General features: G+C 71.4%; 26 protein-coding genes. 9 read left to right on the plus strand and 17 right to left on the minus strand.

What is annotated here, in order from left to right:
• Position 1 precedes the first annotated feature (1 nt).
• Entirely contained in the window at positions 2 to 703 is a 702-nt protein-coding gene (locus tag ABTY62_RS11845; protein WP_352129266.1) for a gamma-glutamyl-gamma-aminobutyrate hydrolase family protein, read from the plus strand.
• A 93-nt stretch (positions 704 to 796) separates the two neighbouring features.
• Here the strand turns inward: ABTY62_RS11845 and ABTY62_RS11850 are convergent, their stop codons facing one another.
• From ABTY62_RS11850 to ABTY62_RS11885, 8 genes are all read right to left on the minus strand, one after another.
• Complete coding sequence (locus tag ABTY62_RS11850; RefSeq protein WP_352129267.1) at positions 797 to 1,195, minus strand: hypothetical protein; 399 nt, start codon at positions 1,193 to 1,195, stop codon at positions 797 to 799.
• A gap of 183 nt (positions 1,196 to 1,378) precedes the next feature.
• Entirely contained in the window at positions 1,379 to 1,687 is a 309-nt protein-coding gene (locus ABTY62_RS11855; protein ID WP_352129361.1) for a trypco2 family protein, read from the minus strand.
• 142 nt (positions 1,688 to 1,829) lie between these two features.
• A complete protein-coding gene (locus tag ABTY62_RS11860; protein WP_352129268.1) occupies positions 1,830 to 2,240 on the minus strand; it encodes a hypothetical protein in 411 nt (136 codons plus the stop codon).
• Positions 2,241 to 2,343: 103 nt separating this feature from the next.
• Positions 2,344 to 3,204, minus strand: a complete 861-nt coding sequence (locus ABTY62_RS11865) for a chitosanase (protein ID WP_352129269.1) — start codon at positions 3,202 to 3,204, stop codon at positions 2,344 to 2,346.
• A gap of 253 nt (positions 3,205 to 3,457) precedes the next feature.
• The gene (locus ABTY62_RS11870) at positions 3,458 to 4,699 is read right to left on the minus strand and encodes an MBL fold metallo-hydrolase (protein WP_352129270.1); all 1,242 of its coding nucleotides are present in this window, start codon (positions 4,697 to 4,699) and stop codon (positions 3,458 to 3,460) included.
• 114 nt (positions 4,700 to 4,813) lie between these two features.
• On the minus strand, positions 4,814 to 5,722 hold the full coding sequence (locus ABTY62_RS11875; RefSeq protein ID WP_311725665.1) for a glycoside hydrolase family 19 protein: 909 nt from the start codon (positions 5,720 to 5,722) through the stop codon (positions 4,814 to 4,816).
• Positions 5,723 to 5,826: 104 nt separating this feature from the next.
• Complete coding sequence (locus tag ABTY62_RS11880) at positions 5,827 to 6,999, minus strand: DUF6745 domain-containing protein (RefSeq protein WP_352129271.1); 1,173 nt, start codon at positions 6,997 to 6,999, stop codon at positions 5,827 to 5,829.
• Positions 7,000 to 7,026: 27 nt separating this feature from the next.
• On the minus strand, positions 7,027 to 7,353 hold the full coding sequence (locus ABTY62_RS11885) for a DUF8820 family protein (protein WP_065965941.1): 327 nt from the start codon (positions 7,351 to 7,353) through the stop codon (positions 7,027 to 7,029).
• Positions 7,354 to 7,571: 218 nt separating this feature from the next.
• Between ABTY62_RS11885 and ABTY62_RS11890 the strand changes: the two genes are divergently transcribed.
• The 6 genes from ABTY62_RS11890 to ABTY62_RS11915 all read left to right on the plus strand — a co-directional run bounded on the left by ABTY62_RS11890 (position 7,572) and on the right by ABTY62_RS11915 (position 13,850).
• The gene (locus ABTY62_RS11890; protein WP_352129272.1) at positions 7,572 to 8,531 is read left to right on the plus strand and encodes an STM4015 family protein; all 960 of its coding nucleotides are present in this window, start codon (positions 7,572 to 7,574) and stop codon (positions 8,529 to 8,531) included.
• Positions 8,532 to 8,595: 64 nt separating this feature from the next.
• On the plus strand, positions 8,596 to 9,573 hold the full coding sequence (locus ABTY62_RS11895) for an STM4015 family protein (RefSeq protein ID WP_352129273.1): 978 nt from the start codon (positions 8,596 to 8,598) through the stop codon (positions 9,571 to 9,573).
• A complete protein-coding gene (locus ABTY62_RS11900; RefSeq protein WP_352129274.1) occupies positions 9,554 to 10,747 on the plus strand; it encodes an STM4014 family protein in 1,194 nt (397 codons plus the stop codon). The genes ABTY62_RS11895 and ABTY62_RS11900 overlap by 20 nt, the downstream gene beginning before the upstream one ends.
• Before the next feature lie 7 nt (positions 10,748 to 10,754).
• A complete protein-coding gene (locus ABTY62_RS11905) occupies positions 10,755 to 11,558 on the plus strand; it encodes an STM4013/SEN3800 family hydrolase (protein WP_352129362.1) in 804 nt (267 codons plus the stop codon).
• On the plus strand, positions 11,555 to 12,937 hold the full coding sequence (locus ABTY62_RS11910; protein WP_352129275.1) for an STM4012 family radical SAM protein: 1,383 nt from the start codon (positions 11,555 to 11,557) through the stop codon (positions 12,935 to 12,937). The genes ABTY62_RS11905 and ABTY62_RS11910 overlap by 4 nt, the downstream gene beginning before the upstream one ends.
• A gap of 10 nt (positions 12,938 to 12,947) precedes the next feature.
• Positions 12,948 to 13,850 carry an STM4011 family radical SAM protein gene (locus ABTY62_RS11915; RefSeq protein ID WP_352129276.1) on the plus strand — a complete coding sequence of 301 codons (903 nt, stop codon included), beginning with the start codon at positions 12,948 to 12,950 and terminating at the stop codon, positions 13,848 to 13,850.
• On the opposite strand, the gene ABTY62_RS11920 is transcribed toward ABTY62_RS11915, so the two are convergent.
• Positions 13,804 to 14,055 (minus strand): DUF397 domain-containing protein, encoded by a 252-nt coding sequence (locus ABTY62_RS11920; protein ID WP_352129277.1) that lies wholly within the window; start codon positions 14,053 to 14,055, stop codon positions 13,804 to 13,806. The two genes, ABTY62_RS11915 and ABTY62_RS11920, sit on opposite strands and share 47 nt — an antisense overlap.
• A 3-nt stretch (positions 14,056 to 14,058) precedes the next feature.
• A complete protein-coding gene (locus ABTY62_RS11925; RefSeq protein ID WP_352129278.1) occupies positions 14,059 to 14,928 on the minus strand; it encodes a Sco1979 family transcriptional regulator in 870 nt (289 codons plus the stop codon).
• Between the two features lie 136 nt (positions 14,929 to 15,064).
• On the opposite strand from ABTY62_RS11925, the gene ABTY62_RS11930 reads away from it, so the two are divergent.
• Positions 15,065 to 15,505 (plus strand): ATP-binding protein, encoded by a 441-nt coding sequence (locus ABTY62_RS11930; RefSeq protein ID WP_311725654.1) that lies wholly within the window; start codon positions 15,065 to 15,067, stop codon positions 15,503 to 15,505.
• 70 nt (positions 15,506 to 15,575) lie between these two features.
• Here ABTY62_RS11930 and ABTY62_RS11935 read toward each other — a convergent pair whose 3' ends face one another.
• Positions 15,576 to 16,397, minus strand: a complete 822-nt coding sequence (locus tag ABTY62_RS11935) for an SGNH/GDSL hydrolase family protein (protein WP_352129279.1) — start codon at positions 16,395 to 16,397, stop codon at positions 15,576 to 15,578.
• 79 nt (positions 16,398 to 16,476) lie between these two features.
• Complete coding sequence (locus tag ABTY62_RS11940) at positions 16,477 to 18,582, minus strand: alpha-galactosidase (RefSeq protein ID WP_352129280.1); 2,106 nt, start codon at positions 18,580 to 18,582, stop codon at positions 16,477 to 16,479.
• Between the two features lie 172 nt (positions 18,583 to 18,754).
• Here ABTY62_RS11940 and ABTY62_RS11945 point away from each other — a divergent pair, with 172 nt between their 5' ends.
• Complete coding sequence (locus ABTY62_RS11945; protein WP_352129281.1) at positions 18,755 to 19,564, plus strand: tyrosine-protein phosphatase; 810 nt, start codon at positions 18,755 to 18,757, stop codon at positions 19,562 to 19,564.
• Between the two features lie 53 nt (positions 19,565 to 19,617).
• On the opposite strand, the gene ABTY62_RS11950 is transcribed toward ABTY62_RS11945, so the two are convergent.
• The 5 genes from ABTY62_RS11950 to shc form a co-directional block, all read right to left on the minus strand.
• Positions 19,618 to 21,018, minus strand: a complete 1,401-nt coding sequence (locus ABTY62_RS11950; RefSeq protein WP_352129282.1) for an aspartate aminotransferase family protein — start codon at positions 21,016 to 21,018, stop codon at positions 19,618 to 19,620.
• Positions 21,015 to 23,012 carry a 1-deoxy-D-xylulose-5-phosphate synthase gene (dxs, locus tag ABTY62_RS11955; protein WP_352129283.1) on the minus strand — a complete coding sequence of 666 codons (1,998 nt, stop codon included), beginning with the start codon at positions 23,010 to 23,012 and terminating at the stop codon, positions 21,015 to 21,017. The genes ABTY62_RS11950 and dxs overlap by 4 nt, the downstream gene beginning before the upstream one ends.
• A 77-nt stretch (positions 23,013 to 23,089) precedes the next feature.
• On the minus strand, positions 23,090 to 24,115 hold the full coding sequence (gene hpnH, locus ABTY62_RS11960; protein ID WP_352129284.1) for an adenosyl-hopene transferase HpnH: 1,026 nt from the start codon (positions 24,113 to 24,115) through the stop codon (positions 23,090 to 23,092).
• Positions 24,042 to 24,770 carry a phosphorylase family protein gene (locus ABTY62_RS11965; RefSeq protein ID WP_352129285.1) on the minus strand — a complete coding sequence of 243 codons (729 nt, stop codon included), beginning with the start codon at positions 24,768 to 24,770 and terminating at the stop codon, positions 24,042 to 24,044. Before ABTY62_RS11965 ends, hpnH begins: the two co-directional genes overlap by 74 nt.
• Positions 24,770 to 26,713 carry a squalene--hopene cyclase gene (shc, locus tag ABTY62_RS11970; RefSeq protein WP_352129286.1) on the minus strand — a complete coding sequence of 648 codons (1,944 nt, stop codon included), beginning with the start codon at positions 26,711 to 26,713 and terminating at the stop codon, positions 24,770 to 24,772. Before shc ends, ABTY62_RS11965 begins: the two co-directional genes overlap by 1 nt.
• Positions 26,714 to 26,788: the final 75 nt, after the last annotated feature.

The following is a 26,788-nucleotide window of genomic DNA, read 5'->3' on the forward strand; positions in this document are numbered from 1 at the left end:
GTTGTCAAAACCCCTTATCGGTATCAGCACCTACCTGGAGTCGGCGGTCAGCTGGGGCGTCTGGCACCAGCCCGCGGCCCTGCTCCCGGCCGGATACCACCGCCTCGTCCAGCGCGCGGGCGGCCTGGCTGTCATGCTGCCGCCTGACGATGCCCCGGCGTCGGCCGCGGCCGTGGTGTCCCGGCTGGACGCCCTGGTCATCGCGGGCGGCCCCGACGTCGAACCCGTACGCTACGGCGCCGCCCCCCACGAGCGCACCGGCCCGCCCGCGCGGGAACGGGACGCGTGGGAACTGGCGCTGATCGACGCGGCGTTGGCGGACGGTGTGCCGCTGCTGGGCATCTGCCGCGGCATGCAACTCCTGAACGTCGCGTTTGGTGGCACGCTCGTCCAGCACCTGGAGGGCCACGTGGGCCCGCCGGGCGTCTTCGAGCGGCACGAGGTCGAGCCGGTACCGGGCACGCTCCTGGCCCGGATCGCGCCGGAGGCGGTGTCCGTGCCGACGTACCACCACCAGGCGGTGGACCGGCTGGGCGAGGGGCTGGTGGTCTCGGCGCGCGCGACGGAGGACGGGACGGTGGAGGCGGTGGAGCTGCCGGGGGACACGGGCTTTGTGCTCGGGGTGCAGTGGCATCCCGAAGCAGGGGAAGATGTGCGGGTCATGCGTGCGCTGGTCGACGCGGCGGCCGCGGCAAGGGGCTGAACGTCCAGCGCCTTGCCGATCCCCGGCCATGGGCGATCGGGCCCGCCGGAGCAGCTCCGGCGGGCCTGATCAGAAGAGAAGAGAGGACGCCGACTACGCCCAGAACACGGCCGAGTCCTCGTACTCGTAGGGGTGGCCGGACTTGCTGAGGTAAATCTTGACGGAGTAGCCCGCGCCCTCCGTCAAGTCGTGGCCATTCGAGGCACTGTGAGTGACGCAGTTTCCGTTTCCGCCCACGGAAAACTCGTCGTAATAGTGGTAGCCAGAGACCTCCAGGTTGACCTTCCAACCGTCGGCCTCGATGTCGCACAGCTCCATGACGTCGCCGTTCGCCCTGAAGCGAACCCGACCGCCCGGGTCGCCGTCGTTGGTGTGCAGCTGATTGTCCCAGGTAGCGGTGGTGGCCGCCCCGGCGGTGGGTGCGCTGAGCAAGGGCACAGCCGCCGCGGCAACGGCCACGGCAAACGCGCTGAGGGTCCTGCGGAATTTCATGTCACTCCCCAAGAGGAAACAAAGCGAAGCAGTGTGCCCGGGGATGTGCACTTTCAACACCCTCGCCATACGCCAGAGTTGAGTGCGGCACATCTGCCTGCTGAGTGGTTGCCGCGAGGAATATAAGAGGCTCGAACAACCATGGTCAACTCCCGTATTCGATGGTTGCGAGCACGGCCGGCCTCAGCGCTCCCCGTCCACCTCGGCGCCGGAGATCCGGGCGGTCGTGGTCGTACCGCCGGGACCGATCGTCGTCGGCTGGAGGGTGAAGGTGATGCGCTGGGTCTCGCTGGTCGCGTACTTGCCGTTGCCGCCCGCCTCGACGACCCAGAAGCGGACCCTGCCGTTCGCGCCGCCCTCCTTGGTGACGGCCACGGTGACCTCGAGCTCGATCGGGCCGACGTCGAACTTCAGCGCCTCGTGCGCACCCGCGGCGGCCGCGGCGGTCAGCTGCGTACGCAACTCGCGGATCATCTCCGACAGTTCGACCATCTCCGCCACGGGCTCTCCCTCGTCATTCGTCCCGAGAGAGGAAATCCTACAAGGGGGCACCGACAGGAAAGGCGAAGCAAAAGCGGTCGGCCCGCCGGAAGGGGATCCGGCGGGCCGATCGGGAGAGACGGGGAACTCCGGGCTACGCGACCCAGTCCGACGAGTCGTCGTAGGCCAGCGGGGTGCCGGACTTGCTGAGGTAGATCTGGAAGTAGTAGTGCTGGTTCTCCGTCAGGTCGTGGCCGTTCGCGGCAGTGTGGGTGACACAGCTGCCGTTGCCGCCCACGGACATGCGGTCGACGACGTTCCCGGTGTGGCCGTGGACGATGGTCAGGTTGACCTTCCAGCCGTCGGCCTCGATGTCGCACAGCTCCACTTTGTCGCCGTCCGCCTTGAAGCGGACGCGACCGCCCGGGTCGCTGTCGTCGGTGTGCATCTGCTCGTCCCACCAGTCGGCCGTGGCGGCGGCATTGGCGGTGGGCGCGGTGAGCAGGGGCGCCCCTGCCGCGGCGATGGCCACCGCGAACGCGGCGACGGTCTTGCGGTACTTCATGTCACTTCCCAAGAACAGCAAAGAGGATTGATCAACAACGGTCCATTATGAACAGGCCGTTGACCGGCAGGGGCCCGGGCTCCCCTGCGGCAGGGAAGGACGGTCAGGAGTTGATCTCGAACGGGTCGCCGTACACCTTCCACTTCAGCGGGGGTTCGAGGCCGAGGTTGCCCTCGTTGAGGAACTTGCGCTGCTCGGTGTCCACCCGGCTGGTGTCGCTGTGCGCCTCTTCGCTCTGCATGGCCTTCTTGCGGGCGTCCAGGAAGGCGTTGAGGTAGGTCTTCTCGTCGCCGCCCTGCGCCGGGGTCTTAGCCTTGGACATGGCGGTCTTGCGGATGCCGCCGAAGCTGTACTTGCTGTCGCCGGGGCCGTGCATCACGATCGCGTCGTAGTAGATGAACTGGCCCAGCGTGCCGATCCCGTCGGACTTGCCCTGGCTGACGGACGGGTTGAAGTAGACGCGGTCGCGCTCGTGTTCCTGCGCCTCCTGGAACGCCTTGTCCTCGGCGGCCTTCTTCCAGTCCTTGGTGAAGTTGGGGTCGAGGCCGTCGTGGGAGTCGCTGCCGTCGACCTCGCGCAGCGCGGGCAGGTACTTGGCCAGCACGTTGCCGGGCTTGACCTGTGTGTAGTACTCGACGAGTTCGAGCATGTCGCCGGTGCCCGAGCAGAAGCCTATGATCCCGGCGGTGTAGCCGCGCCCGTCGTCTATGTCCTCGATGTACTTGAACTGGGCACGCCAGTCCAGCGAGGAGTTCTCCGCACTGGAGACCAGCTTCATGGCGATCTCCTTCTTCGCGGGATCGTCCAGATTCTTCACCGCGGCCGTCCGGGGCGCCGCCTCTCCGGCCGGAGCGGACGCCGACGGGGGCGTGTGCTCGGCGGCCTGGCCGATTCCGACACTGGTGAGGACGAGCGCCGCCGGGACGGCTACGGCGGCTGCCACGAGGCCGATCCTCTTGGACATCTGGATCTCCGTTCCTTGTCGACTGTGGGGGAAGCACGCACGGGTCGTCGCGGAAAGACGCTCCCAACGATCCGTTAGGAACCTTTCCTAACCATTCAAGCGAGCGTGCCATGCTCGCGACAAGGGTTATGAAGAAAGAAGCGAAGACGGCGGCCGCGACCGCGCCGCCGCGACCAGGTCGCCCGCTACGTCTGGGGAACCGCTACGCCGGGTCGCCCGCTACGCCCGGTGGTCCGCTACGCCGGGTCGCCCACTACGACTGAGGAAGGGGGACCGCTGCGCCGGGGCCGCCGGTCTGGTCTCCGGGGCCGCCGTCGGATGCCACGGCGCCGCGCCCCGGGCCCTGCGGCGAGACCGCCGCGGCGGTCAGCGCGCCCGGCGCAGGCCGCGCCGCGATCGCCCGCCACCACGGGTCCAGCGGCAGCCCGGCCACCGGCTCGAACGGCTCTCCGGGCCGGGGCACGGCCACCCGCGCGCCAACCGCCGCCGCGGCGGTCATCGTGCCCTCCGCCGGCTCCTCCCACGGGTGCGGGGCGAGGTTGAAGGTGCCCCAGTGGATCGGGAGCATGATCCCCCGGTCGGGATCGCCGCCCTGGAGATCCACATGCGCCCGCATCCCCTCCTCCGGGGTCATATGGATGTCGGGCCAGAAGTCGCTGTACGCGCCGATCTGGATCATGGTGGCGTCGAATGGCCCGTACTCCTCCCCGATCTCGGCGAAGCCGGGGAAGTATCCGGTGTCCCCGCTGTGGTAGACGCGGTGCTCGGGGCCGGCCACCACCCAGGAGGCCCACAGTGTGTGCTGGGTGTTGCGCAGCGCGCGACCACAGAAGTGGCGCGCCGGGGTGGCGGTGAACCGCAGACCGGCCGCCTCCATGGACTCTCGCCAATCCAGCTCGGTCATCCGCTTCGCGGGCACCCCCCAGTGCTCGAGGTGCGCGCCGACGCCCAGCGGCACCACGAAATGCGCCTCCGAGCGCACCAGGGCTCGGATGGTCGGCATGTCGAGGTGGTCGTAGTGGTCGTGGGAGATCACCACCACGTCCACCGGCCCCAGCTCGCGCAGCGGCACCGGCACCGGGTGGATCCGCTTCGGCCCGGCGAAGGAGAACGGCGAGCAGCGATCACCCCACACCGGGTCGAACAGCACCCGCCGCCCGTCGATCTCCGCCAGCACGGTCGAGTGCCCCATCCAGGTCAGCCGCAGCCCGGAGGCGGGCGGCGTGGCCAGGTCGGCGAGGGTGGTGGGGTGCACCGGCACGGGCCCGGCCGGGGCCCGGCGCACCCGCTCCTCCTTGCGGAAATAGGTGGGCAGGAACTTCAGCATGGAGCCGGACGGGGCCGTGCGGGCGCTCACCGGGTTCACGAACACGCCGTTCGCGAAGTTCGGCGACCGACGGATGCGCTCCATCCGCTCCCCGGCCGGATCGACCCCGAAGGCGGCGGGGCGCAGGGCGGCGGCGAGCCGGGCGCGTTTCTGGCTGGAGCCGGTCACGGCACCTCCTGGATGAGGGGGTGATCACCCCCGTACGGTCTGCGGTGTGGCAGCGCGGCGGCGACCGCCGCGCTGCTTGGACAACTCGCGAGACCACCGACCTTGTTCCGGCGATCAGCAGCCGAGGTTGGATCCGGGGGTGGTGCCCAGTATCTGGACAAACCTCTGATACGAGTCGATCCGGCTCTGCACCTGGCCGGGGTTTCCGCCGTTGCACTCGATGCTGCCGTTGATGCTGCGGATCGTCTCGCCGAAGCCGCGCTGGTTGACCATCGCGTTGTGCGGGGTCATGGTGCCCGGCCCGGTCTGGGTGTTCCAGTACCACAGGGCGGTCTTCCAGGAGACCGCCGCGTCCCGCTCGACGAGGTACGGGTTGTTCAGCAGGTCGATGCCCAGCGCGTCACCGGCCGCCTTGTAGTTGAAGTTCCAGCTGAGCTGGATCGGCCCGCGCCCGTAGTACGCGGCCTGACCTGCGGGGCAGCCGTAGGGCTGGTTCCAGTCGCAGTAGTGCGGATAGTTGGCCTGATTCTGCTCCACGATGTAGACGAGGCCGCCGGTCTCGTGGCTGACATTGGCCAGGAAGGCGGCAGCCTCCTGCTTCTTGACAGTGTCGCTGCCGGTGTTCGCGAAGCCGGGGTACGCGCTCAGGGCGGCGGTCAGGCCCTGGTAGGTGTAGAACGAATTCCGGTTCGGGAACATCTGGTTGAACTGGGCCTCGCTCACCACGAACCCGGCCGGGTTCTGGCCCCCGGAGCCGCAGTCGTACGGGTCCCAGTACCAGGTGCTGATGGTCGGGTCGTAGCCCGGGTTGTCGTGTTCGGCGCGGTAGTACTTGCCGTCGGTGTACCTCACGATGTCGCCGGCCACGTACCACTTGCCCGCGACCCAGTCCGGGTAGGTGCAGGCCGCGCGGGGGGTGGTGTCCGTGGGGGCCGCGGAGGCGGAGGCCATGGGCATGACAAACAGCAGGGCACAGACCGCCGCCGCGGCGGCGAGAGCGGCCCGGATGCGCTTTCCGGTCAAGGCTCCTCCTTCAGGGGGGACTTGACACCACTGAAGCGGACTTGGTCTATACCAGTCAAGGTATAGACCAAGTCGATATGGGTCGGGCCGTCGGGCCCGGTGCGTCAGGTCTGGCGCTCCGGGGCGTATCCCTCGGCGTCAAGACCGAAGGTCCAGGCAACGCCCTCACGGGCCGTTCGGGTGCTCGGCGGCACCCGCAGCCAGTACGTGCGGCTCGTACCGTCCGGCTCCGGGGTGGAGTTGACCACCTCGACCATGGTCACCGGCTCGTCCCCGGTCATCTCGATGCGCCACAGCACCCCGGTCTCGTCGCGGTGCACCGGCCGCGCCCCGGACTCCGTGAGGTAGCGGTCGTAGCCGTAGTACTCGAGCATGACGCGGCGCAGCTCCGCGTTCTCCTCGGCGCGGATGCGGTCGGCGGTCAGCTCTGACAGCTGCTCCAGGAAGGCGGCGGGCACCGGCATGCCCCGCCACGCGTACAGTGCGAAGCCGTCGGGGTACTCCAGCGCCGGCCCGTCGCCGCGGTCGAGACGGCCCGCCTCGTCACGGTGCAGCGCGACCGGCCGCTCGGCGATGACCACGGCCTTCTCGTACGGCCACCACCACCCGGCGGACCGCGCCACCGCGGCCGGGCCGGCCAGCTCGCCGCTGTCCGTGCCCGCGCCCGCGTCCGGGCCGGCAGCGCCCTCCTCGGTCACCGCCGCGAGCCACGGCGCGTCGTGCTGGCCGAACACCGCGTCCAGCATGGCCAGCCGGACGGCGGACTGCCGGGCCCGGTCCGACTCCGCCGCCAGGGTCTCGACCACCCCGGTGCGGACGCGCTCGGTCAGGGTGCGGGTGATGTCCCACAGCGCCGCGCCCGTCAGGGCCCATCGCTCGGCCCAGCCCGTGCTGCCGAGCGCGCCGTGCAGCCGCTTCCGGGCGGCCGCCCACGGAAGGGTGCGCACCGCCTCCCGCACAGAGGGGCCCGCCGCGCCCGCCACCGGCTCGACCCCCGCCGCGCGCAGCGCGCCGGCGGCCCGGTCGGCGATCTCCCGCGGCAGCTCGGCGCCCTGGCCGGTCAGCAGCATGGCCGCCGCCGTGCCGTCCAGCGGGGAGCCGACCCATACGATCCGCTCCGGCGCCGCCAGTCCGGCCGCTGCATAGGCCGTACGCACACCCGCCTCGGCGGCCTCGCGGTCGGCCGGGCCCGTGGCCGCGGCCACCGCCCGCCACCGCTCGACCGGGCCCGGGGCTTCCGCGCCGTGCGATTCCGCGCTGCGCGATGCCGTCGTCATGGTGCTCATCGTTTTCGTCCCCCGCTCTCAGTCCGCCACGACGCGCACGGCGCCCGGCACGTACTCCCGCTGTCGCACCACGCGGTACCACCCCTTGGGCAGCGGTATCGCCGCGTGTTCCTCGTGCACCACCCGCCCGCCGTCCGGCAGATGGAGATACGAGACGCCGAACGGCCCCGACTCGCGCACCAGCGTGCCCGGCCCGACCACCGCGTGAGCGTGTCCGGTCACCTCGCCCAGCGCCAGCACCAGCCGCCCCCGCGCGTCCCGCGGCTGCCGCGGCAGCGCTTCGGTGTTCGGTGGCAGTGCCTCCTCGGCCACCGGCACGATCAGGACGTCTCCCTGTCGGTACATGCGCTTCTCCCTTTCCACCGCACAGCGGCGCCGGGGCCCACCGCTCATGCGGCGCCCGTCGATGTTCACGACGTTAGGCGTGGGGTCTGACAACGCGGAGGGTCTGACAACGCATCGACAACGCCCGCCGACCCCGCTGTCGGTGGCGCTTGGTAGAACTCTTCGCACGCCCTTAGGAACCGGGCACGCCCTCTCGAAGCCTCAGGAGATATCCCGTCATGGACCACGCCGACCACCTCATGAAACTGCACGGCCTGCCGGGCTTCGAGTTTCCGTCGCCCGACGACAAGCGGGAACTCCCCGAGCCGGAGACCGTGGCCTGGCGGATCTCCTGCAACCCGTACGACGAGGATGGGGCAGAGGGCTTCGCCGGCCGCTTCCAGCGCTTCCTGGACACAGTGGACACCACCCGCGTGCGGGCGCTGATCTTCGGCATCTGGGGCGAGGCATACGGGAACGCCTCCAGCGCGGTCATCGAGCCGCTCGTCGCCGCCAAGGACCGGCTGCCCGCCCTCGAGGCGGTCTTCATCGGCGACATCGAAGCGGAGGAGGCCGAGATCTCCTGGATCGAGCAGTCCGATGTCACCCCGGTCCTCGACACCTTCCCGCGGCTGCGGGAGCTGGGGGTCCGCGGTGGCTCGAACCTGTCCTTCCCCGCCGTCAAACACGAGCACCTGCGCACGCTCCGGTTCGAGACCGGCGGGCTGCCCGGCGCGGTGGTGCGCGGCGTCGGCGACAGCGAACTGCCCGCGCTGGAGCGGCTGGAGATGTGGCTGGGTGTGGAGGCGTACGGGGGCGACTCGAGCGTCGCGGACCTCGGCGGGCTCCTCTCGGGCGGCCGCTTCCCGCAGCTGCGCCATCTGGGCCTCCAGAACAGCGAGATCCAGGACGAGATAGCCGCCGCCGTCGCCACCGCCCCCGTCGTCGCCCAGCTCACCTCCCTGGACCTGTCCATGGGCGTCCTGACCGACGCGGGCGCCGAGGCGCTGCTCGAAGGCCAGCCGCTGACCCACCTCACGTCGCTGGACCTGCACCACAACTTCTTCTCCGAGGCGATGGAACAGCGGCTGAGCGACGCCCTGGAGCCCTCCGGCGTGCAGCTCGACCTCTCCGAGAAGGGCGACGAGGACGACGACGGAGAGGGCGAGGTGTGGCGTTACACCGCGGTCTCCGAGTGACGCCCCCTGGCCCGAAGGCCTCGACAGCCGCACATCACGACGACCGAAAGGACCGCACCGCCTCATGATCAGCGCATATCTGGAGACCTTCGCGGGCCTCCCCGTCACCGACTTCGCCACGTCCGGGACCGACGCGTCCGACCTGCCGCCCGCCGATGCCGTGGCCTGGCGGCTGGCCTGCGGCTGGGACGACGACCTCCCCTTCGACAAGCTGTGGCGGAACTTCCTGGAGACCGTTCCGGCGGACCGGGTCCGCGCGATCGTCATCGGCAGTTGGTGGGGCGAGGGAGGGTACGAATCCGTGCAGCCGGTGATCGACCGGCTGACGGAGTCCGCCGAGCGCCTGCCGGCGCTGCGGGCGGTCTTCCTCGGCGATGTGACGGGCGAGGAGTGCGAGCTGTCCTGGCTGGAGATGACCGATGTGACACCGGTGGTCGAGGCGTACCCGCTGCTCGAGGAGTTCGTGGCGCGCGGCTGCGGTTACGGGAGCGATGGCGAGCTGGTCTTCCGCCCCGTGCGCCATGAGCGGCTGCGGACGCTGCGGTTCGAGTCCGGCGGTCTGCCCGCGAACATCGTACGGGCCGTCTGCGACAGCGAGCTGCCCCGCCTCGAACACCTCGCGCTGTGGCTGGGGATCGACCAATACGGCTGCGACGTCACCGTCGCCGACCTCGCGCCGCTGCTGGCCGGCGGCCGCTTCCCCGAGCTGCACCATCTGGGCCTCCAGAACAGCGAGATGCAGGACGACATAGCCGCCGCCGTCGCCGCCGCCCCCGTCGTCGCCCAGCTCGCCTCCCTCGACCTGTCCATGGGCACGCTGACCGACGCGGGCGCCGAGGCCCTGCTCGAAGGCCAGCCGCTGACCCACCTCATAGCGCTCGACCTCCACCACCACTACCTGAGCGAGAAGCTGGCGCAGCGGGTGCGCGACACGTTGGAGCCGAGCGGGGTCGAGGTGGACCTCTCCGAGCCGCAGCAGGCGGAGAGGTACGACTGGGACGAGAGCAACGAGGAGCACCGCTATGTCGCCGTCTCCGAATGAGACGCGCCATGAGGGGCGCGGCGACGTGCGCTTCGCGGTGGTCGGCAACCCCGGTGGCCGCCGGGTGGAGATGTTCACGGACGCCGTGCGGGCGGCGGGGCTGACCGAGCCCCGGGTGCTGCCCTGGCGCGAGGTGCTGTACGACAGCGGGCCCCGGTTCGAGCCGGGCGAGACGGTGCGGCTGGACTCCCCCGGCGAGGACGAGGAGGTGGAGCTGCTGTTGCGCGGCGCCGACGACCCGACCCGCGTCGAGGGCACCGGGCGCTGGTACGCCCGGTTCACCGGCGCCGTGCGCCAGGTCGCCGAGGCGGCCGCGGCGGGGGGTGCGCGGATGCTGGACGACCCGGGCGAGCTGGCCGTCATGTTCGACAAGCGGCTGTGCCACGGCGTGTTGAGCGAGGCCGGGGTCCGGGTGCCGCCGTCGCCGACCTCCGGCCCCCAGGCGCCGCCCGTCCGCGGCTGGGAGGACGTACGGGCGCTGCTGGCCGGCTCCGGCGGGCTGCGCCGCGCCTTTGTGAAGCTCGCGCACGGCTCGTCCGCCTCCGGGGTGCTCGCCGTCGAGTGGGGTGCCCACGGCCGGGTGCGCGCCGCGACCTCGGTGGAGCGCACCGCCGACGGGCGGCTGTTCAACTCGCTGCGGGTGCGCCGGTACGAGACGGAGGCGGAGATCGCCGCGATCGTCGACACGCTGGCCCCGGACGGGCTGCACATCGAGCGCTGGGTACCCAAGGCGGCGCAGCACGGCCGCGCCGCCGACCTGCGCGTCGTGGTGGTCGACGGGCGGGCGAGCCACGCCGTGGTGCGCACCAGCCGCTCCCCGATGACCAATCTCCACCTCGGCGGCATCCGTGGCGACCTGGCCGCCGCGCGCGCCGCGGCGGAGGCGGCCGGGGTGTCCTGGGGCGAGGTGCTGGGCCTGGCGGAGCGCGCGGCGGCCTGTTTCCCGGGCACCCTGTGCGTCGGCGTGGACCTGCTGCCCGGCACCGGCTGGCGGCACTTCTCGATCGGCGAGGTCAACGCCTTCGGCGATCTGCTGCCCCGGCTGACCGGCCTGCCCGGCAGCGGCGCGGAGGGCCTGGACACCTACGGCGCGCAGGTCGCGGCCGTGGTCCGGCGGCGAAAGCCGGCGGCAAAAAGGGTAGCGGGAGAAGGCGGCGCCGATGCCGTTGCCTGAGCCCGATATGAACGAGGTCGTGGGCAGCCACGATCTGCTGCTGGTCACCCTGGACACCCTGCGCTACGACGTGGCGGCCGAGCTGGCCGCCGAGGGCCGGATCCCGCACCTGGCGGGCCGGATGCCCGGCGGGGTGTGGGACGAGCGGCATGCGCCCGGCAGCTTCACCTACGCCTCGCACCAGGCGATGTTCACCGGGTTCCTGCCCACACCGGCCGCGCCGGGCCCGCACCGGCGGCTGTTCGCGGCCCGGTTCGCGGGCAGCGAGACCACCGCCGAGGGCACCTATGTGTTCGACACCCCGGACCTGGTGTCCGGGCTCGCGGCCGCCGGGTATCACACGGTCTGCGTGGGCGGGGTGGGGTTCTTCAACAAGCGGGGCGCGCTGGGCTCGGTGCTCCCCGGGCTCTTCCAGGAGAGCCACTGGGAGCCGGAGTTCGGCGTTCCGTCCCCCACCTCCTTCGAGGCGCAGGTCGCGTGCGCCGAGAAGGTCATCGCCGGGCTGGAGCGGGACCGCCGGCTGTTCCTCTTCGTGAACGTCTCGGCGCTGCACCAGCCCAACTGGTTCCATCTGCCCGGCGCGACCCGCGAGGCGGGCGACTCGCGCGCCACGCACGCCGCCGCGCTCGAGTACGTCGACCGCCACATCGGCCGGCTGTTCTCCGCGATGAGCGGCCGCGCCCCGGGCTTCGCGATCGTCTGCTCCGACCACGGCACGGCGTACGGAGACGACGGCTACACGGGCCACCGGCTCGGCCATGAAGTCGTCTGGACCGTGCCGTACACCCACTTCTTCCTCGAGGCCTCATGACCACCAGCACCACCGTCGGCCGCGCCACCGGTACCGCCGCGCCCGTCCGCCCGTACCAGTCGTACGTCTACGCGTACCCGCACAAGACCGCCTACCGCCCGCTGGACCCGCGGCCCGCGCTGCGCGACCTGTGGGCGGAGGAGCCCAAGGACTCGCTCTCGCTGTATCTGCACATCCCCTTCTGCGAGGTGCGCTGCGGCTTCTGCAATCTCTTCACGCGCGTCGGCGCCCCCGAGGGGCTGGTGAGCGCCTATCTGGGCGCCCTGGAGCGGCAGGCGGACACGGTCCGCGAGGCGCTGGGCGACCGGGCCCGGTTCACCACGGCGGCCTTCGGCGGCGGCACCCCGACCTTTCTGGAGGCCGCCGAGCTGGAGCGGCTGTGCGATATCGCGAGCCGGCGCATGGGGGCCGATCTGGCGGCCGTTCCGCTCTCCGTCGAGGCGTCCCCGGCCACCGCCACCGCCGACCGGCTGGCGGTGCTGGCCGAGCGCGGCACCACCCGGCTGAGCCTGGGCGTGCAGAGCTTCGTGGACGACGAGGCGCGCTCGGCGGTGCGGCCGCAGCGCCGGGAGGACGTCGAGGCGGCGCTGGGGCGGATCCGCGAGGCCGGTATCCCCGTGCTCAACATCGATCTGATCTACGGCATCGACGGGCAGACCGAGCGGAGCTGGCGGCGGTCCCTGGACGCCGCCCTGGCCTGGCGCCCCGAGGAGCTGTATCTGTATCCGCTGTACGTGCGCCCGCTGACCGGTCTGGGCCGCCGCGACGCCGCGGCCACCGACGCGGAGTGGGACACCCAGCGGCTGCGGCTGTACCGGTCGGGCCGGGACCACCTGCTCGCCCACGGCTATGAGCAGGTGTCCATGCGCATGTTCCGCCGCCGGGACGCGCCCGGGACCGGCGGGGAGCCAGGCGGCGGGGACGACTACGCCTGCCAGACCGACGGCATGGTCGGTCTTGGCTGCGGCGCCCGCTCGTACACCTCGGCGCTGCACTACTCGTTCGACTACGCCGTGGACATGCGGGAGATCCGCGGCATCATCGACGACTACACGGCGCGGCCCGCGGCCGACTTCGCGCGCGCCGAGGTGGGCCGCGCGATGACCGAGGACGAGGCCCGCCGGCGCCACCTTCTCCAGTCGGTCCTCCAGGCGGACGGCATGCCGGTCGCCGGCTACCGGGCCCGGTTCGGCACCGACCCGGCCGAGGACTTCCCCACCGAGCTGGCGCGGTTCGCCGAGCGCGGCTGGCTGGACCCGGACGCCGCCCCCGGGCTGCTGCGGCTCTCCGCCGAGGGGCTGGCGTACTCCGACGCGCTCGGGCCGGAGCTGTTCTCCCCCGCGGTGCGCGCCGCCATGGCCGACTACGACCTGAAGTGAGGCGACCGGCGTGGACCTGACGATCCTCTACCGCGGCCCGCTGGCCTCGTGCGACTACGACTGCCCCTACTGCCCGTTCGCCAAGCGGCGTGACACCCCGGAGCAGTTGCGCGCCGACCGGGCCGCGCTGGAGCGCTTCACCGCCTGGGCGGCGGCGAACACGGGCGACCGGCTGTCGGTGCTGTTCACCCCGTGGGGCGAGGGGCTGGTGCGCTCCTGGTACCGCCGTGCGCTGACCGAGCTCAGCCGGCTGCCGCACATCGCCCGGGTGGCGATCCAGACGAATCTCAGCTGCCGTACGGGCTGGCTGGCGGAGGCCGACACGGACACCGTGGCGCTGTGGTGCACCTTCCACCCGGGCCAGACGCCGTACGACCGGTTCCTGGCCAAGAGCCGTGAGCTGGCGGCGCTCGGGGTGCGCCACAGCGTCGGCATCGTCGGCCTGCCCGAGCATCTGGAGCCCGCCCGGAGGCTGCGCGCAAAGCTGCCCGAGCACGTCTATCTGTGGGTCAACGCGGCCGAGGGGCGCTCCTATACGGACGAGGAGGCGGCCGGGTGGACCGCGCTCGACCCGCTGTTCGGCTACAGCCGCAACCCGCACCGAAGCGCCGGTCTGCCGTGCCGGACCGGCGCTTCGGTGATCTCGGTGGACGGCGACGGCACGGTGCGCCGCTGCCATTTCGTCCGGACGGAACTGGGCAATCTCTACGACGGGTCGTACCGCGCGGCCCTGGCGCCCCGCGCCTGCCCGCTCGCCGTCTGCGACTGCCATATCGGCTATGTGCACCTGGAGTCGCTGCCGCTGTACGACGTCTTCGCGGGCGGGGTGCTGGAGCGGATTCCGGCCACGGCCGGCCCGGCTGGGATCAGGCGAGGAGGAAGTCCGCTTCGCCTGACTTCGCCCCCTGGATGAACCGCTTCATCTCCAGGTGCGTGTAGATGAGGGCCGGCCCGTCCGGATCCGTGGACTGGCGCAGCGCGACCCTTCCGTCCGTCAGTCTCATGGCCTCGACGCAACTTCCCCCGTTGCCGCCGCTCCACGGCTTGTGCCAGCCCTCGGTTCCGAGGTCGGTCGCCGGCATTCCGCTGTAGACGCGGTCCCTGCGAATGCGATCCATTGGTCAGATCTCCTTGCGAATGCCACTCAGAATGGCCTGAGTGGTCTGTGCAGGCGCGGCCTGCGCACACATCCGGTCCAAGGCCTCCAGGAACGCCGAAACGTCATCGCGCTGGTCGTAGTAGGAGCCGCTGACGAGCGACTCCGTGTACGCGATATCCGGCAACTCCTGGATCGGGAACCGGAAGATATGGAAGGGGCCGTACATCGCCGGATGGGGTCCGGCGTCGAACGGCATGATCTGCAACCTGATGTTGGACAAGGTCGCGGCATCGATGAGCCGCGTGATCTGATCGCGCATGACGTCGGGCCCGCCAATGGGACGGCGCAGCACCGTTTCGTCCATCACCACCCAGAGCATCGGTGAGTTCTCGCGAGTGAGGAGGGACTGCCGCTCCATGCGCAGGGCGACATTGCGCTCGATCTCCGATTCGGGGGCGTGCGGCATGCCGGCGCGCAGCACCGCACGGGCGTAGTCCTCGGTCTGGAGCAGCCCCGGGACATAGTGCGGCTCATAGGCCCGGATGAGGTTGGCCTCGCCCTCGAGGCTGACGAACGTGTTGAACCACTCCGGCAGTACATCCCGGAAGCGGTGCCACCAGCCGGGCTTGTTGGCCTCGCGCGCGAGGGAGAGGAACCCCTCGACCTCCTCCGGGTCGGTGACCCCGTAGGTGCGCAGCAACTTCTCGACATACGGGAGCTTCAGGCCGACCTCGGCCTTCTCCATGCGGCGGATCGTGGCATGGGTGACGTCGAGCGCGCGTCCCGCCCGCTCGTACGACAGCCCGCTCTTCTCCCTGAGGTCCTGTAGCCGCTTGCCGAGCACGACTCTCAGGACGGTCGGGGCGCCGCCGCCCGCCCTCGCATCCGGCACTACCGTCCCCCTCCAACTACCTTCACATCACAGCAGTCTGGCACGCGCTCAGCTTCAGCGACAGACTGTCTCTTCGATTCTGCAATTTACAGATTGAACCTTGCCATACGCGAGTGGCGCAGAGCATAGTGTCGGCGTGGCTCCTTCCTATGAGGCTCTCCGGTTAGGGCGCAGCGGCTCGCTCTCCGCTCCGTGCCTGCAAGACGCGTTTCGTCTGCCGGCACTGAGCACTTCCGTCGCGGAGGCGAGAAGGCTGGTCGTGCTGCGACTGTGCTCATGGGGAGCAACGCAGGAGATGTGCGACAACGCCGAGCTGGTGGTCTCCGAACTCTTCACCAACGCCGTGCGCCACACATCCAGCGAAGAGGTGCGGTGCAGCTTGCAGCTCATGGGCAAGCGCTTGCGGTTGGAAGTGGCCGACCAAGGGTGCGCCCGTACGGAGCCACAGGCCCGGTCGGTGAGCGTGGACCAGGAGGGCGGACGCGGGCTGATGCTGGTGGAGGCCCTCTCCGAGGCATGGGGCGTCAGACCTGACACCGGAGGCACGGGCCGCGCCGTGTGGGCCTACCTGGCCTAGCATCGCACGCGGCCCTGTTCCGCGTTCGCGGTTTGGCCAACTTCGGGAGTTCAGGGGCGCTTCGGGAGCTTCAGGGGCGCAGCGGCAGCAGATCCGGCCGCTTGGGCTCCACATGGTCCCCCGACGACTCCCCGCGCAGCCGTCGGCCGATCCAGGGCACCGCGTATTCGCGCGCCCAGTGGAGGTTGTCCCGGCGCACCTCGGCGGCCGAGCGCGGCCCCTCCGGCGGCCAGGGCTGATCCGGGTCGGTCGGCACCTCGAGGCCGAGCACCTGGGCGGCGCGCAGCGCGACCCGGGTGTGTCCGTCGGACGACAGATGCAGCCGGTCCTCGCTCCAGGCCCGCCGGTCCTGTACGGAGCGCAGCGACCACAGGTCGAGCACCGGGCACCGGTACCGGTCGGCGATCGAGCGCACATGGGCCGTGTACATGGCGGCCTTGCCGCGCAGATGGCGCAGCACCGGCACGCCGCGCGGGTCGAACCCGGTGCACAGCAGCACGGTGCCGACGCGGGAGGTGAGCCTGGCCACGGCCGCCTCGTAGCGCTCGGCGACATCGTCGGGGTCGCTGCCGGGCCGCAGGATGTCGTTGCCGCCCGCGCAGAAGGTCACCAGATCGGGGCCGAGCTCCATCGCGCGCGGGACCTGCTCCTCGACGATCTGGTCGAGGAGCCGGCCGCGCACGGCGAGGTTGGCGTAGCGGAACTCGGCCGGGGGCGGGCTCGCGGGCCCGCCCCCGGCATGCCGGTCGGAGAGCAGGACGGCCAGCCGGTCCGCCCAGCCGATGAACATGCCTTCGGGATCCAGGTCTCCGACGCCCTCGGTGAAGCTGTCCCCGATGGCTGCGTACGACCCGATCACGCCACTGTTGAGTCTCTTCGCATCGTCTGCCACGTCCCGACATCTTTCACCCTGACGAGTGACCTACGCCACCGTAGGCAGGGGTTGACGGAGGGTGATCTATCCCACCTGGTCAGATGCGCCGAAGGTGGAATACGGCGGCGTCCAGGTCGTGACGCAGCCCGGTCGCGAGGCCGTGGTGGGCGAGCACGGCTCCCCGGTGGACCGTTCCGGTCTCCAGGTCCTCGTACCGGGCCTCGGGGTCGAGCCCGCGCAGCCGCAGCCGGGGCTGGCGCTCGCCGAGGCGCTGGGCGTGCAGCCAGGCCAGCACCACGGTCTCCTCGCCGCGCACGTACTGCACCGCGCTGAGCCCGCCGTCCCCCGGCGGCCGCAGCCGGTACAGCTCGCCGTGCTGGACCACGGGCCGGATGCGCTTGTAGAGCGCCACCCAGTCGCGCGCCTCGGCGAGTTCGGCCTCGCTCCACCGGCTCAGGTCGCCGCCCACCCCGAGCACCCCGGCCATCGCGCTGATGAAGCGGAAGCGCAGCGAGGTGACCCGCTGATTGCCCAGGGCGTTGGGGGTGTCGGTGACCCAGGCGGCCATGACGCGGGCCGGGTGCAGCTGGCTGAAGCCGTGCTGGATGGGCAGCCGGTCCAGCGGGTCGGTGTTGTCCGAGGTCCACACCTGGTCGGTGAGTCCGAGGACGCCCAGGTCGATCCGGCCGCCGCCGCCCGAGCAGGATTCGAAGGCGACGCCCGGGTGCGCGGCCCTCAGGCGCTCCAGCAGCTCGTAGAACCCGCGCACATGCTCGATCCAGAGCCGCTGGGGGTACGGGTCGCCGGGCCATCCCGGGTCGGTGAAGGAGCGGTTGAAGTCCCATTTCACATAGTCGATGGGCGCGCCGGACAGCAGGGTGTCCAGCCGCTCCCACAGGTGCTCGCGCACTTCGGGCCTGGCGAGGTTGAGCACCAGCTGGTTGCGGAACTCGGTGCGGGTGCGCCCGGGGCGGTGCTGCGCCCAGTCGGGGTGGGCCCGGTAGAGGTCGCTGTCGGGGTTGACCATCTCCGGTTCGACCCAGATGCCGAACTGCATGCCCAGCGCGTGCACCTCGTCGGCGAGGGGCTTCAGGCCGCCGGGGAAGCGGTCGAGGTTGGGGGTCCAGTCGCCGAGCCCGGCGCGGTCGCTGGTGCGCGCCCCGAACCAGCCGTCGTCGACGACGAACAGCTCCACGCCCATCTCGGCGGCGCGGCGGGCGAGCCCGCGCTGCTGCTCCTCGCCGACGTCGAAGAACGTCGCCTCCCAGGAGTTGTAGAGCACCGGCCTTGACCGGTCGGCGTCGGGGATCACATGGGCCAGCTGCCAGGCGTGCCAGGCGCGGCTGGCCCCGCCGAACCCGCCGTCGGTCCACAGGCCCGCGAAGACGGGGGTGGCGTAGGACTCGCCGGGCGCCAGGCTCAGCTGGCCCGAGTCGTCGTGGCCGACGCCGCCGACCGCCTGCACGGTGCCGACGGGCAGCCGCTGTACGGCGATCCGCCAGGACCCGGACCAGGCGAGGGCGCAGCTGTGCACCTCGCCGTGGTCCTCGGTGGCCGCGCCCTCGTCCAGGGCGATCCAGGGCAGATGCTGATGGCTGGTGTGGCCGCGGCGGCTGCCGAGCACCTTCTCGCCGGGGGTGAGCTCGGTGCGCGCCACCTGGCTCTCGGCGGCCCAGCGCCCGTACAGATGCGTCAGCCGCCAGCGGTCGCGCGCCGGGAGGGACCAGGCGGCGGAGTCGACGCGCAGCAGCTCCAGCGGGGCGTCGTCCGGGCCGCCCGCGTGGGCGGCGGTGGTCCAGCGCTCGATCACGTCGAAGTCGTCGCGCATCCGGTAGTGGAGGGTGAGGGCGAGGTGGTGCAGCGGGTCGTGGAAGTGGAGTCGCAGCTCGTCGCCGGTGTCGGCCACCTCGCCCCGCTCGAAGCGCCACTCGGTGCCCCGGACGTCCCGCGACCGCACCGACAGGGCCGGGCGTACGAAGCGGGGCCCGCCTTCCACCGGGTACTCCTCGCGCCCGTCCAGCGGGGATTCGAACCCCCATTCCGGGGGGACGGACTCATCAGCGAGCGCCTCGGCGTCCGGGAGCGCGATGCGCGGGCCCCAGTGGAGGTGAAGCAGCTCGTCGTTCTCCGTGAGATGCAGCGCATAGCTGCTCCGCCGTCCCGACAGCAGCCAGACGCGACCACTACCACCGATTTCGATCATCACTCTCCCCAATTCCGCACAGACCTGAACATCATCGGGGCAGCGCACCCGGCGCGCAATACTCGACCGGCCCCGGTCATGGTCCGGTCGCCGGTGCGCACGCATGTCGTATGGTCAGCACAGTCCGCCTCGCCGACGAGCGGCGCCGGCGGCCGAGCCGTGAGGAGCGCCCGTGACGCAGCAGACGCCGCAGGTTCCGTCGATCGAGCCCGAGCTCTCGGGCGTGCGCAACTTCCGGGACGTGGGCGGTCTGCCGACGGTCGACGGGCGGCGCGTGGGGCCTGGCGTACTGTTCCGCAGCGGTCATCTGGCGCACGCCACCGAGAGCGACACCGCTTTCCTCGAATCGCTCGGGCTGCACACCGTCTTCGACTTCCGGAACTCCGCCGACATCAAGCTCGAGGGCTCGGACGTGGCGCTCACGGGCGTACGGACCGTCGGCCTCCCGCTCTCCGACCCGGCCGACGGCGCCGGGTTCTGGACCATGGTCCGCGAGGGCGATCTGGCCACCCTGCGCGAGATGCTCGGCGAGGGGCGGGCGGCGCAGCGGATGATCGACTCGTACCGCTTGATCATCACCACCCGGACCGCCGAGCACGGCCAGGTGCTCGACGAGCTCGGAGACGGCAGCGCGCCCGCGCTGATGCACTGTTCGGCCGGCAAGGACCGCGCGGGTCTGTCGATCGCGGTGACCCTGCTGGCCCTCGGCGTGGAGCGGGACGCCATCGAGGCCGACTATCTGGAGTCGGCCGCCGCCCACCGCCGCTACAAGGTATGGCGCGCCTCACATGCGGAGGACGGCATGTCCCCCGAGGTGATGGAGCTGCTCTCGCCGCTCTTCGACGCCCGCGCCGAGTATCTGGCGACCGCCTTCGAGGCCATCGAGGAGACCTGGGGCGACACCGACAAGTACCTCGCCCAGGGGCTCGGCCTCGACGCGGCCAAGCGGGAGCGGCTGCGGGAGCGGCTGCTCGCCGGTTGAGCCGCTGATCCGGCGTGGGGCGGGCGCGGGCGCCGCCGCCCGCCCCGGCGCGGTCAGCGTTGCGCCATGGCCTGCTTGACCAGCGTCCGCCCGAAGTCCCACATCAGGCCGCCGCCCCCATGCGCGTCGTCCATGACCGCCGTGAACGCGTCGACGAAGCGGTCCACCTCCCGCTCCCCGATGATCAGCGGCGGAATCAGCTTGATGACCTCCAGATGGTCGCCGGAGACCTGGGTGAGAATGCGGTGCCGCTGGAGCAGCGGCACCACCACCATCTGCGCGAACAGCCCCTTGCGGGCCGCCTGGAGCATCGCCCAGCGGCTGCGCAGCCCCAGTGAGGTCGGCCTCCCGAACTCGATGCCGATCATCAGCCCGCGGCCGCGCACCTCATGGAGCAGCTCATAGCGGTCCACCAGCGCGGCGAGCCGGGTGCGCAGCAGGTCGCCGGTGATCCGGGCGTTCTCGACGACCTTCTCGTCCTCCATGACCGCGAGGACGGCCAGCCCCGCCGCCATCGCCTGCGCGTTGGCCCCGAAGCTCGCCGAGTGGACCAGCACCCGGTCCATCGACGAATAGACGCGCTTGAAGATCCAGTCCTTGCCGAGCGTCGCGCCGACGGGCACATATCCGCCCGACAGGGCCTTGGCCACGCACACCAGGTCCGGCTCCACGCCCGCCTCGTGCTGATAGGCGAAGAAGTCCCCGGTGCGGCCGAGCCCCGTCTGCACCTCGTCGGCGATCAGCAGCGCCTTGTGCCTGCGCAGCAGCTCCTGGGCGGCCGGCAGATAGCCGGGCGGGGTCTCGTGGACGCCCTTGCCCTGGATCGGCTCGACGACGAACCCGGCCACGTCGCCGCGCCTCAGCTCCCGTTCCAGCGCGGCCAGGTCGCCGAGCGGAATCGGCGTGTCCGGCAGCAGCGGCGCGAACCCCTTGCGGAAGGAGTCCTCCCCGTTGACCGACAGCGAGCCGGTCGTCAGCCCGTGGAAGGCGTGCTCGCAGTACAGGACGCGGGGCCTGCCCGTGGCGTACCGGGCGAACTTCAGCGCGGTCTCCACGGCCTCGGTGCCGCTGTTGCCGAAGAAGACCCGGTCCAGGTGCGGGGCGTGGCCGAGCAGCTTCTCGGCCAGCAGGCCGGGCAGCGGCTGGCAGTCGAACCGGGTCAGGTCGGCCAGCTGGGCGTCCAGCACGTCGTGCAGCGCCCTGCGGACGACCGGGTGGTGGCGGCCCAGGCCCATCACCCCGAAGCCGGCGAGCATGTCGAGGTAGTCCTGGTCCTCGGCATCCCAGAAGTACGCGCCCTCGGCCCGCTCGTAGACCTTGTCGAAGCCGATGGTGTGCAGCATGCGCGGCAGCTGGTGGTTGAGGTGCCGGGCGTGCAGGTCGTAGCGCTCGGAGCCGCGCTCGGCCAGGAGCTTCCCGAGGTCGAAGCCCGATCGCTGCTCGGCTGCTGTCATGCGTCCTTCTCCTTGCGGGCCGCGGGCGGGGCCGGGCGGGCGGAGGGGGTGGAGGCGGAGCCGGCGCCGGCGGGGGCGGGCGCGCCCATCCGGGCCACGTCGATACGGGCCAGGGCGGCCCCGATCCGGCCCGCCGTCTCGGCGGGGGTGAGCCCGAGGTCGGCGAGCACCTCCCCGCGCTTGGCGTGCGCCAGGAACGCCTCGGGGATGCCGAAGGTGCGCACCGGCAGATCCACCTCGGCGTCGCGCAGCGCCTGCGCGACGGCCGCCCCCACCCCGCCGGTGCGGCTGTTGTCCTCGACGACGGCCACCGCGCGGTGGCGCGCCGCCAGCCCGGGCAGCTCGGGGTCGACGGGCTTGACCCAGCGCGGGTCGACGACCGTGCAGCCGATGCCGCGCTCGGCCAGCAGCTCGGCGGCCGCCAGGCCGACCTGGGCCATCACCCCGGCCACGACCAGCAGCACATCACCGCCGCCGCCCCGGTCCGCCGGCTCCGGGCCGCCGTGGCGCAGCACATCCATGCCGCCGACGCGGGCGAGCGCCGGGATCGGCGCGCCCACCGACTCCTTCGGGAAGCGGATGACGGTGGGCGCGTCGTCCACATCGACCGCCTCGCGCAGCTGGGCGCGCAGCTGCTCCGCGTCGCGCGGGGCCGCGATCCGCAGACCGGGCACCACCTGGAGGACGGACATGTCCCACATGCCGTTGTGGCTGGGGCCGTCAGTGCCGGTGACGCCCGCGCGGTCCAGCACGAAGGTCACCCCGCACTTGTGCAGGGCGACATCCATCAGCACCTGGTCGAAGGCCCGGTTGAGGAAGGTGGCGTAGACCGCGACGACCGGGTGCAGCCCGCCGGTCGCCAGACCGGCGGCCGAGACCGCGGCGTGCTGCTCGGCGATGCCCACGTCCCACACCCGTCGCGGATACGCCCGGGCGAACTCGGCGAGGCCGACCGGGTCCAGCATCGCGGCGGTGATCGCCACCACGTCGGGGCGCTCGGCCCCGATCCGCACCATCTCCTCGCCGAACACCGAGGTCCAGGTCCGGCCGCCGGAGGGCGCGAGGGGCGCGCAGGTGAGCGGGTCCATGGCGCCGACCGTGTGGAAGCGGTCGGCCTCGTCCTCCAGCGCGGGCCGGTAGCCGCGGCCCTTCTCGGTGAGGCAGTGGACGAGGACCGGGCCGTGGAAGCGCCGCGCGCGGCGCAGGGCCGATTCGACGGCCGCGATGTCATGTCCGTCGATGGGGCCGACGTACTTCAGCCCCAGGTCCTCGAACATGCCCTGCGGCGCGAAGGCGTCCTTGAACCCCTTCTTGGCGCCGTGCAGCGACTCGTACAGCGGCTGGCCGACCACCGGGGTGCGCTGGAGCACGTCCTTGCCCCAGGCCAGGAAGCGCTCGTAGCCGTCGGTGGTGCGGAGGGTGGCGAGGTGGTCGGCGAGGCCGCCGATGGTGGGCGCGTAGGAGCGCTCGTTGTCGTTGACGACGATGATCAGCGGGCGGTCCCGGGCGGCGGCGATGTTGTTGAGCGCCTCCCAGGCCATGCCGCCGGTCAGCGCGCCGTCGCCGATGACCGCGACGACGTGCCGGTCGGTGCGGCCGAGCACCTCGTTGGCCTTGGCCAGGCCGTCGGCCCAGCCGAGGACGGTGGAGGCGTGGCTGTTCTCGATGACGTCGTGCTCGGACTCGGCTCGCGAGGGGTAGCCGGACAGGCCGCCCTTGCCGCGGAGCTTGGAGAAGTCCTTGCGGCCGGTGAGCAGTTTATGGACGTAGGACTGGTGCCCGGTGTCCCACAGGATGCGGTCCCGGGGCGAGTCGAAGACGCGGTGCAGGGCTATGCACAGCTCGACGACGCCGAGGTTGGGCCCCAGGTGTCCGCCGGTTCTGGCCACCGCGTCGATCAGGAACGCCCTGATCTCCTCCGCCAGTTCGCCGAGCTCTCCCTCGCTCAGCGCCTTGAGGTCGTGTGGGCCCCGGACACCGTCGAGCAGTCGCATGCGCGGATCCCCTCCTTGCGTATCGGCCACTGCCGCGGATTCGACGAGACATCCGCCGTCGCCGTCTTCGGCCAACGTCACCCGCGGCTTCCACCGGCCGTCTCGCGGGCCGCGCGCAGCGACTCCTTGAGGGAGCCCATCGTGGCCAGCACGGCGGTGGGCTCATAGCCGCAGTGGGCCATGCAGTTGTCGCAGCGCGGGTCCTTGCCGCGGCCGTACTTCTCCCAGTCGGTCTCCTCGACGAGCTGACGGTACGTGGGGACATATCCGTCGGCCATCAGATAGCAGGGGCGCTGCCAGCCGAAGAGCGAGTAGTTGGGGATGCCCCACGCGGTGCAGGGGAAGTCGGTTTTGCCCTCCAGGAAGTCCAGGAAGAGCGGGCTGTGGTTGAAGCGCCAGCGCCTCCGGTTGCCGCCCGCGAAGGCCTTCCTGAACAGCTCGCGGGTCTGCTCGACGCCCAGGAAGTGCTCCTGGTCGGGCGCCTTCTCATAGGCGTAGGCGGGCGAGATCATCATCTCGTCCACCTTGAGCTCGTCATTGAGGAAGTTGAGCACCTCGACGACGGTCTGCGGGGTGTCGGTATTGAAGAAGGTGGAGTTGGTGGTCACCCGGAAGCCGCGCCGCTGCGCTTCCTTGATCGCCTCGACGGCCTCGTCGAACACCCCCTCCTTGGCCACGGACTCATCGTGCCGTTCGCGCAGCCCGTCGATGTGCACCGCGAACGCGAAATAGGGAGAGGGCTTGAACTTGTGGATCTTCTTGCGCAGCAGCATGGCGTTGGTGCACAGGAAGACATACTTCCGGCGCTCCACCAGCTGCCGCACGATCTCGTCGATCTGCGGGTGCATCAGGGGCTCGCCGCCCGCGATGGACACCATCGGCGCACCGGACTCCAGCACCGCGCCCACGGCCTGGGCGACCGGCATCCGCTGCTTCAGCACCCCGGCGGGGTGCTGGATCTTTCCGCATCCCTCGCACTTCAGGTTGCAGGCGTACAAGGGCTCAAGCTCGACGATCAACGGAAACTTGTCACGACGCTTGATCACTTTCTGGTCGAAGAGATACGTCGCGACCCGGATGGTCTGACGGAGCGGCATGGCCATCTAGCTCACCTCCTGGGAGCAGCGAAGAACGGTGCCAGGCAAAGAAAGCGGGAAGGACAGTGCGTAGTACACGGAAAGCCGATATTCCCCCGCGCAGTGTTCCGATACGGACGAGTTCATGTTCAGGAGCGTCCACGATCACTCGTACGGCCGCAACCGGGCGTACCCCGGCGGCCACGGCGCTTCGGAGCGTCGCGGCGGACTCCATGTCCACCGCGATCGCGCCGGTGGCGTGCAGCCGGGCGCGCTCGGCGCCCCGTACGACATGGCCGGACCCGACGAGCGGGCCGGTGTGGACGGCGCGCCCGGGGCCCGCCCGGGACAGTCGGGTGAGCGCCTCGGCGAGAACCGCGGTGCCGGTGCACGGCGTGTGGCCCGCCCCGTCCCGGGTCTCCTCGGCCACCACCAGGTCCCCCGGGTGCATCCCGGGGGCCAGGCCGGCGCAGAAGCCGGTGGCGATGACGGCGGCGCCGGACGCGCCGGACCCGGCGAGCGCGCGCGTCACCGCGCGCTCGGCGGCCTGCGGCCCCATGCCGGTGCGCTCCACGGTCACCGGCCCGGCGGCCGCGCCGAAGTCGCCGCCGCGCAGGGCGAACCGCTCGATGCCGAGCGCGCAGGCGATCAGCAGCGGCGCCGGGCCCGGGCTGGGGGTCATCAGGATCTCCGCGGCCGCGCCACGGCGGGCTCGCCGTTGACGTACCGCCCCAGCGCGGTGACCGGGAAGACCTGCCGGTACAGGTGGTAGTTGATGGAGAAGTCCCAGGGGAAGCCGGTGCCCGTGAAGTACGGCTCGTCCCAGGACCCGTCGTCTTCTTGCGTCTCGGCGAGCCAGGTGACCCCGCGCTCGACCGCCTTGTTCTCCCGCTCCCCCGCCGCCAGCAGGGCCATCAGCGCCCAGGCGGTCTGCGAGGCGGTGGAGGCGCCCCGCCCGGACCACTGCCGGTCGGGGTAGGAGCGCTGGTCCTCGCCCCAGCCGCCGTCCTCGTTCTGGACGCCCTCCAGCCAGCGGACGGCGCGGCGGACCGCCGGGTGGGAGGCCGGGATCCCGGCGGCAACCAGCGCCGGGACGACCGAGCCGGTGCCGTAGACGTAGTTCGTGCCCCAGCGGCCGAACCAGGAGCCGTCGTCCTCCTGCTCGGCCAGCAGCCAGGCGACGCCGCGCCGGGCGGCCGGGTCCTGGGCCCTGCCCTCATGGGCGAGCATTTCGACGACGTGTGCGGTGACATCGGCGGACGGCGGGTCGATGACCTCCCCGAAGTCGCAGAACGGCAACCGGTTGGGCAGCGGGCTGGTGTTGTCGACGTCGAAGGCGCCCCACGCGCCGTCGCTGGACTGCATACCGAGCGTCCAGCGCGTGCCGCGCCGCACGGCCTCCTCGACCCGCCCGGGGTCGGGGTGGCTCACCCGGCGCAGCGCCAGGATGACCTCGGCGGTGTCGTCGGTGTCGGGGTAGTTGTCGTTGTGGAATTCGAACGCCCAGCCGCCGGACGGCAGCCCGGGGCGCCGCACCGACCAGTCGCCGGGCCGGGTGACCTGCTCGTCGAGCATCCAGTCCGCGGCCTTGACCAGCGCGGGGTGATCCGGGGCCAGCCCGGCGTCGGCGAGCGCGATGGTGGCCAGACAGGTGTCCCAGACCGGTGACTGGCAGGCCTCGACCATCCGGCTGCCGTCCTCGCGCCACAGCGCGAAGCGGTCCAGGGAGGCCAGCCCGGCGCGCATCACGGGGTGGTCGAGGTCGTAGCCGAGCAGGTGCAGGGCGATCAGGGAGTACACGGCCGGTGGCTGGATACCGCCCCAGCAGCCGTCGTTCTCCTGGCGCTCGACGATCCAGCGTGCGCAGGATCTCAGCGCGGCCCGGCGCAGCGGCCGGACCGCGACCTTGTGGTAGGCGTGCAGCGCCCGGTCCAGGCGCTGGAAGGCGCCGTCCCAGGAGGCGAGGGGGGCGGGAGCGGCCGGCGGGTTGGGCCGCCGGGGGTCGGTGTGGAGTTCGTCGAGGGCGAAGGGCGCGGGCCGCACGGGGCGCTTGGCCGAGACGATGGTGAGCGGCACGATGGTCTGCCGCGCCCAGCAGCCGAAGTCGTAGATGTTGAGCGGGAACCACTTCGGAAAGTAGATGAGCTCAGGGGGCAGCTCCGGCAGGTCCTCCCACTTCCACCAGCCGAACAGCGCCAGCCAGATGCGGGTGAACACCCGGCTGCTCGCGATGCCACCCTGCTCGCGCACCCAGGCGGAGGCGGCGGCCATATGGGGCGCGTCGGGCCGGTCACCGGCCAGCCGCAGGCCGACATACGCCTCGATGGTGGCGGAGAGCTCCTGCGGGCCGCCGTGAAAGGTGGCCCAGGTGCCGTCCTCGCGCTGCTCCGAGCGGAGGTAGCGGGCGGCGGCCTCGAGCGTGGCCGGATCCTGGATGCCCAGGAACTGGCGCAGCATCAGGTCTTCGGCGTCCATGGTGACATTGGTCTCCAGGTCGCCCTTCCACCAGCCCTGTTCGTCCTGGCGGTCCAACAGGTGGCGGGTGGCCCGGGCCGTCGCCTCCCGGGCAAGCGTTAAAGTCGCGGGTTCGAGTGGCTCGGGCGGATGGACTGTTGTCGCTGTCATGGCTTCCCCTTGCAGTGTGAGATCTCTGCCGTCGTGGGGCTTCCGTCGGCCGGCACCCCGGTTGGGTGCCGGCCG

The sequence above is a fragment of the Streptomyces sp. NPDC097640 genome, from assembly GCF_040302705.1.
GTDB lineage: Bacteria > Actinomycetota > Actinomycetes > Streptomycetales > Streptomycetaceae > Streptomyces.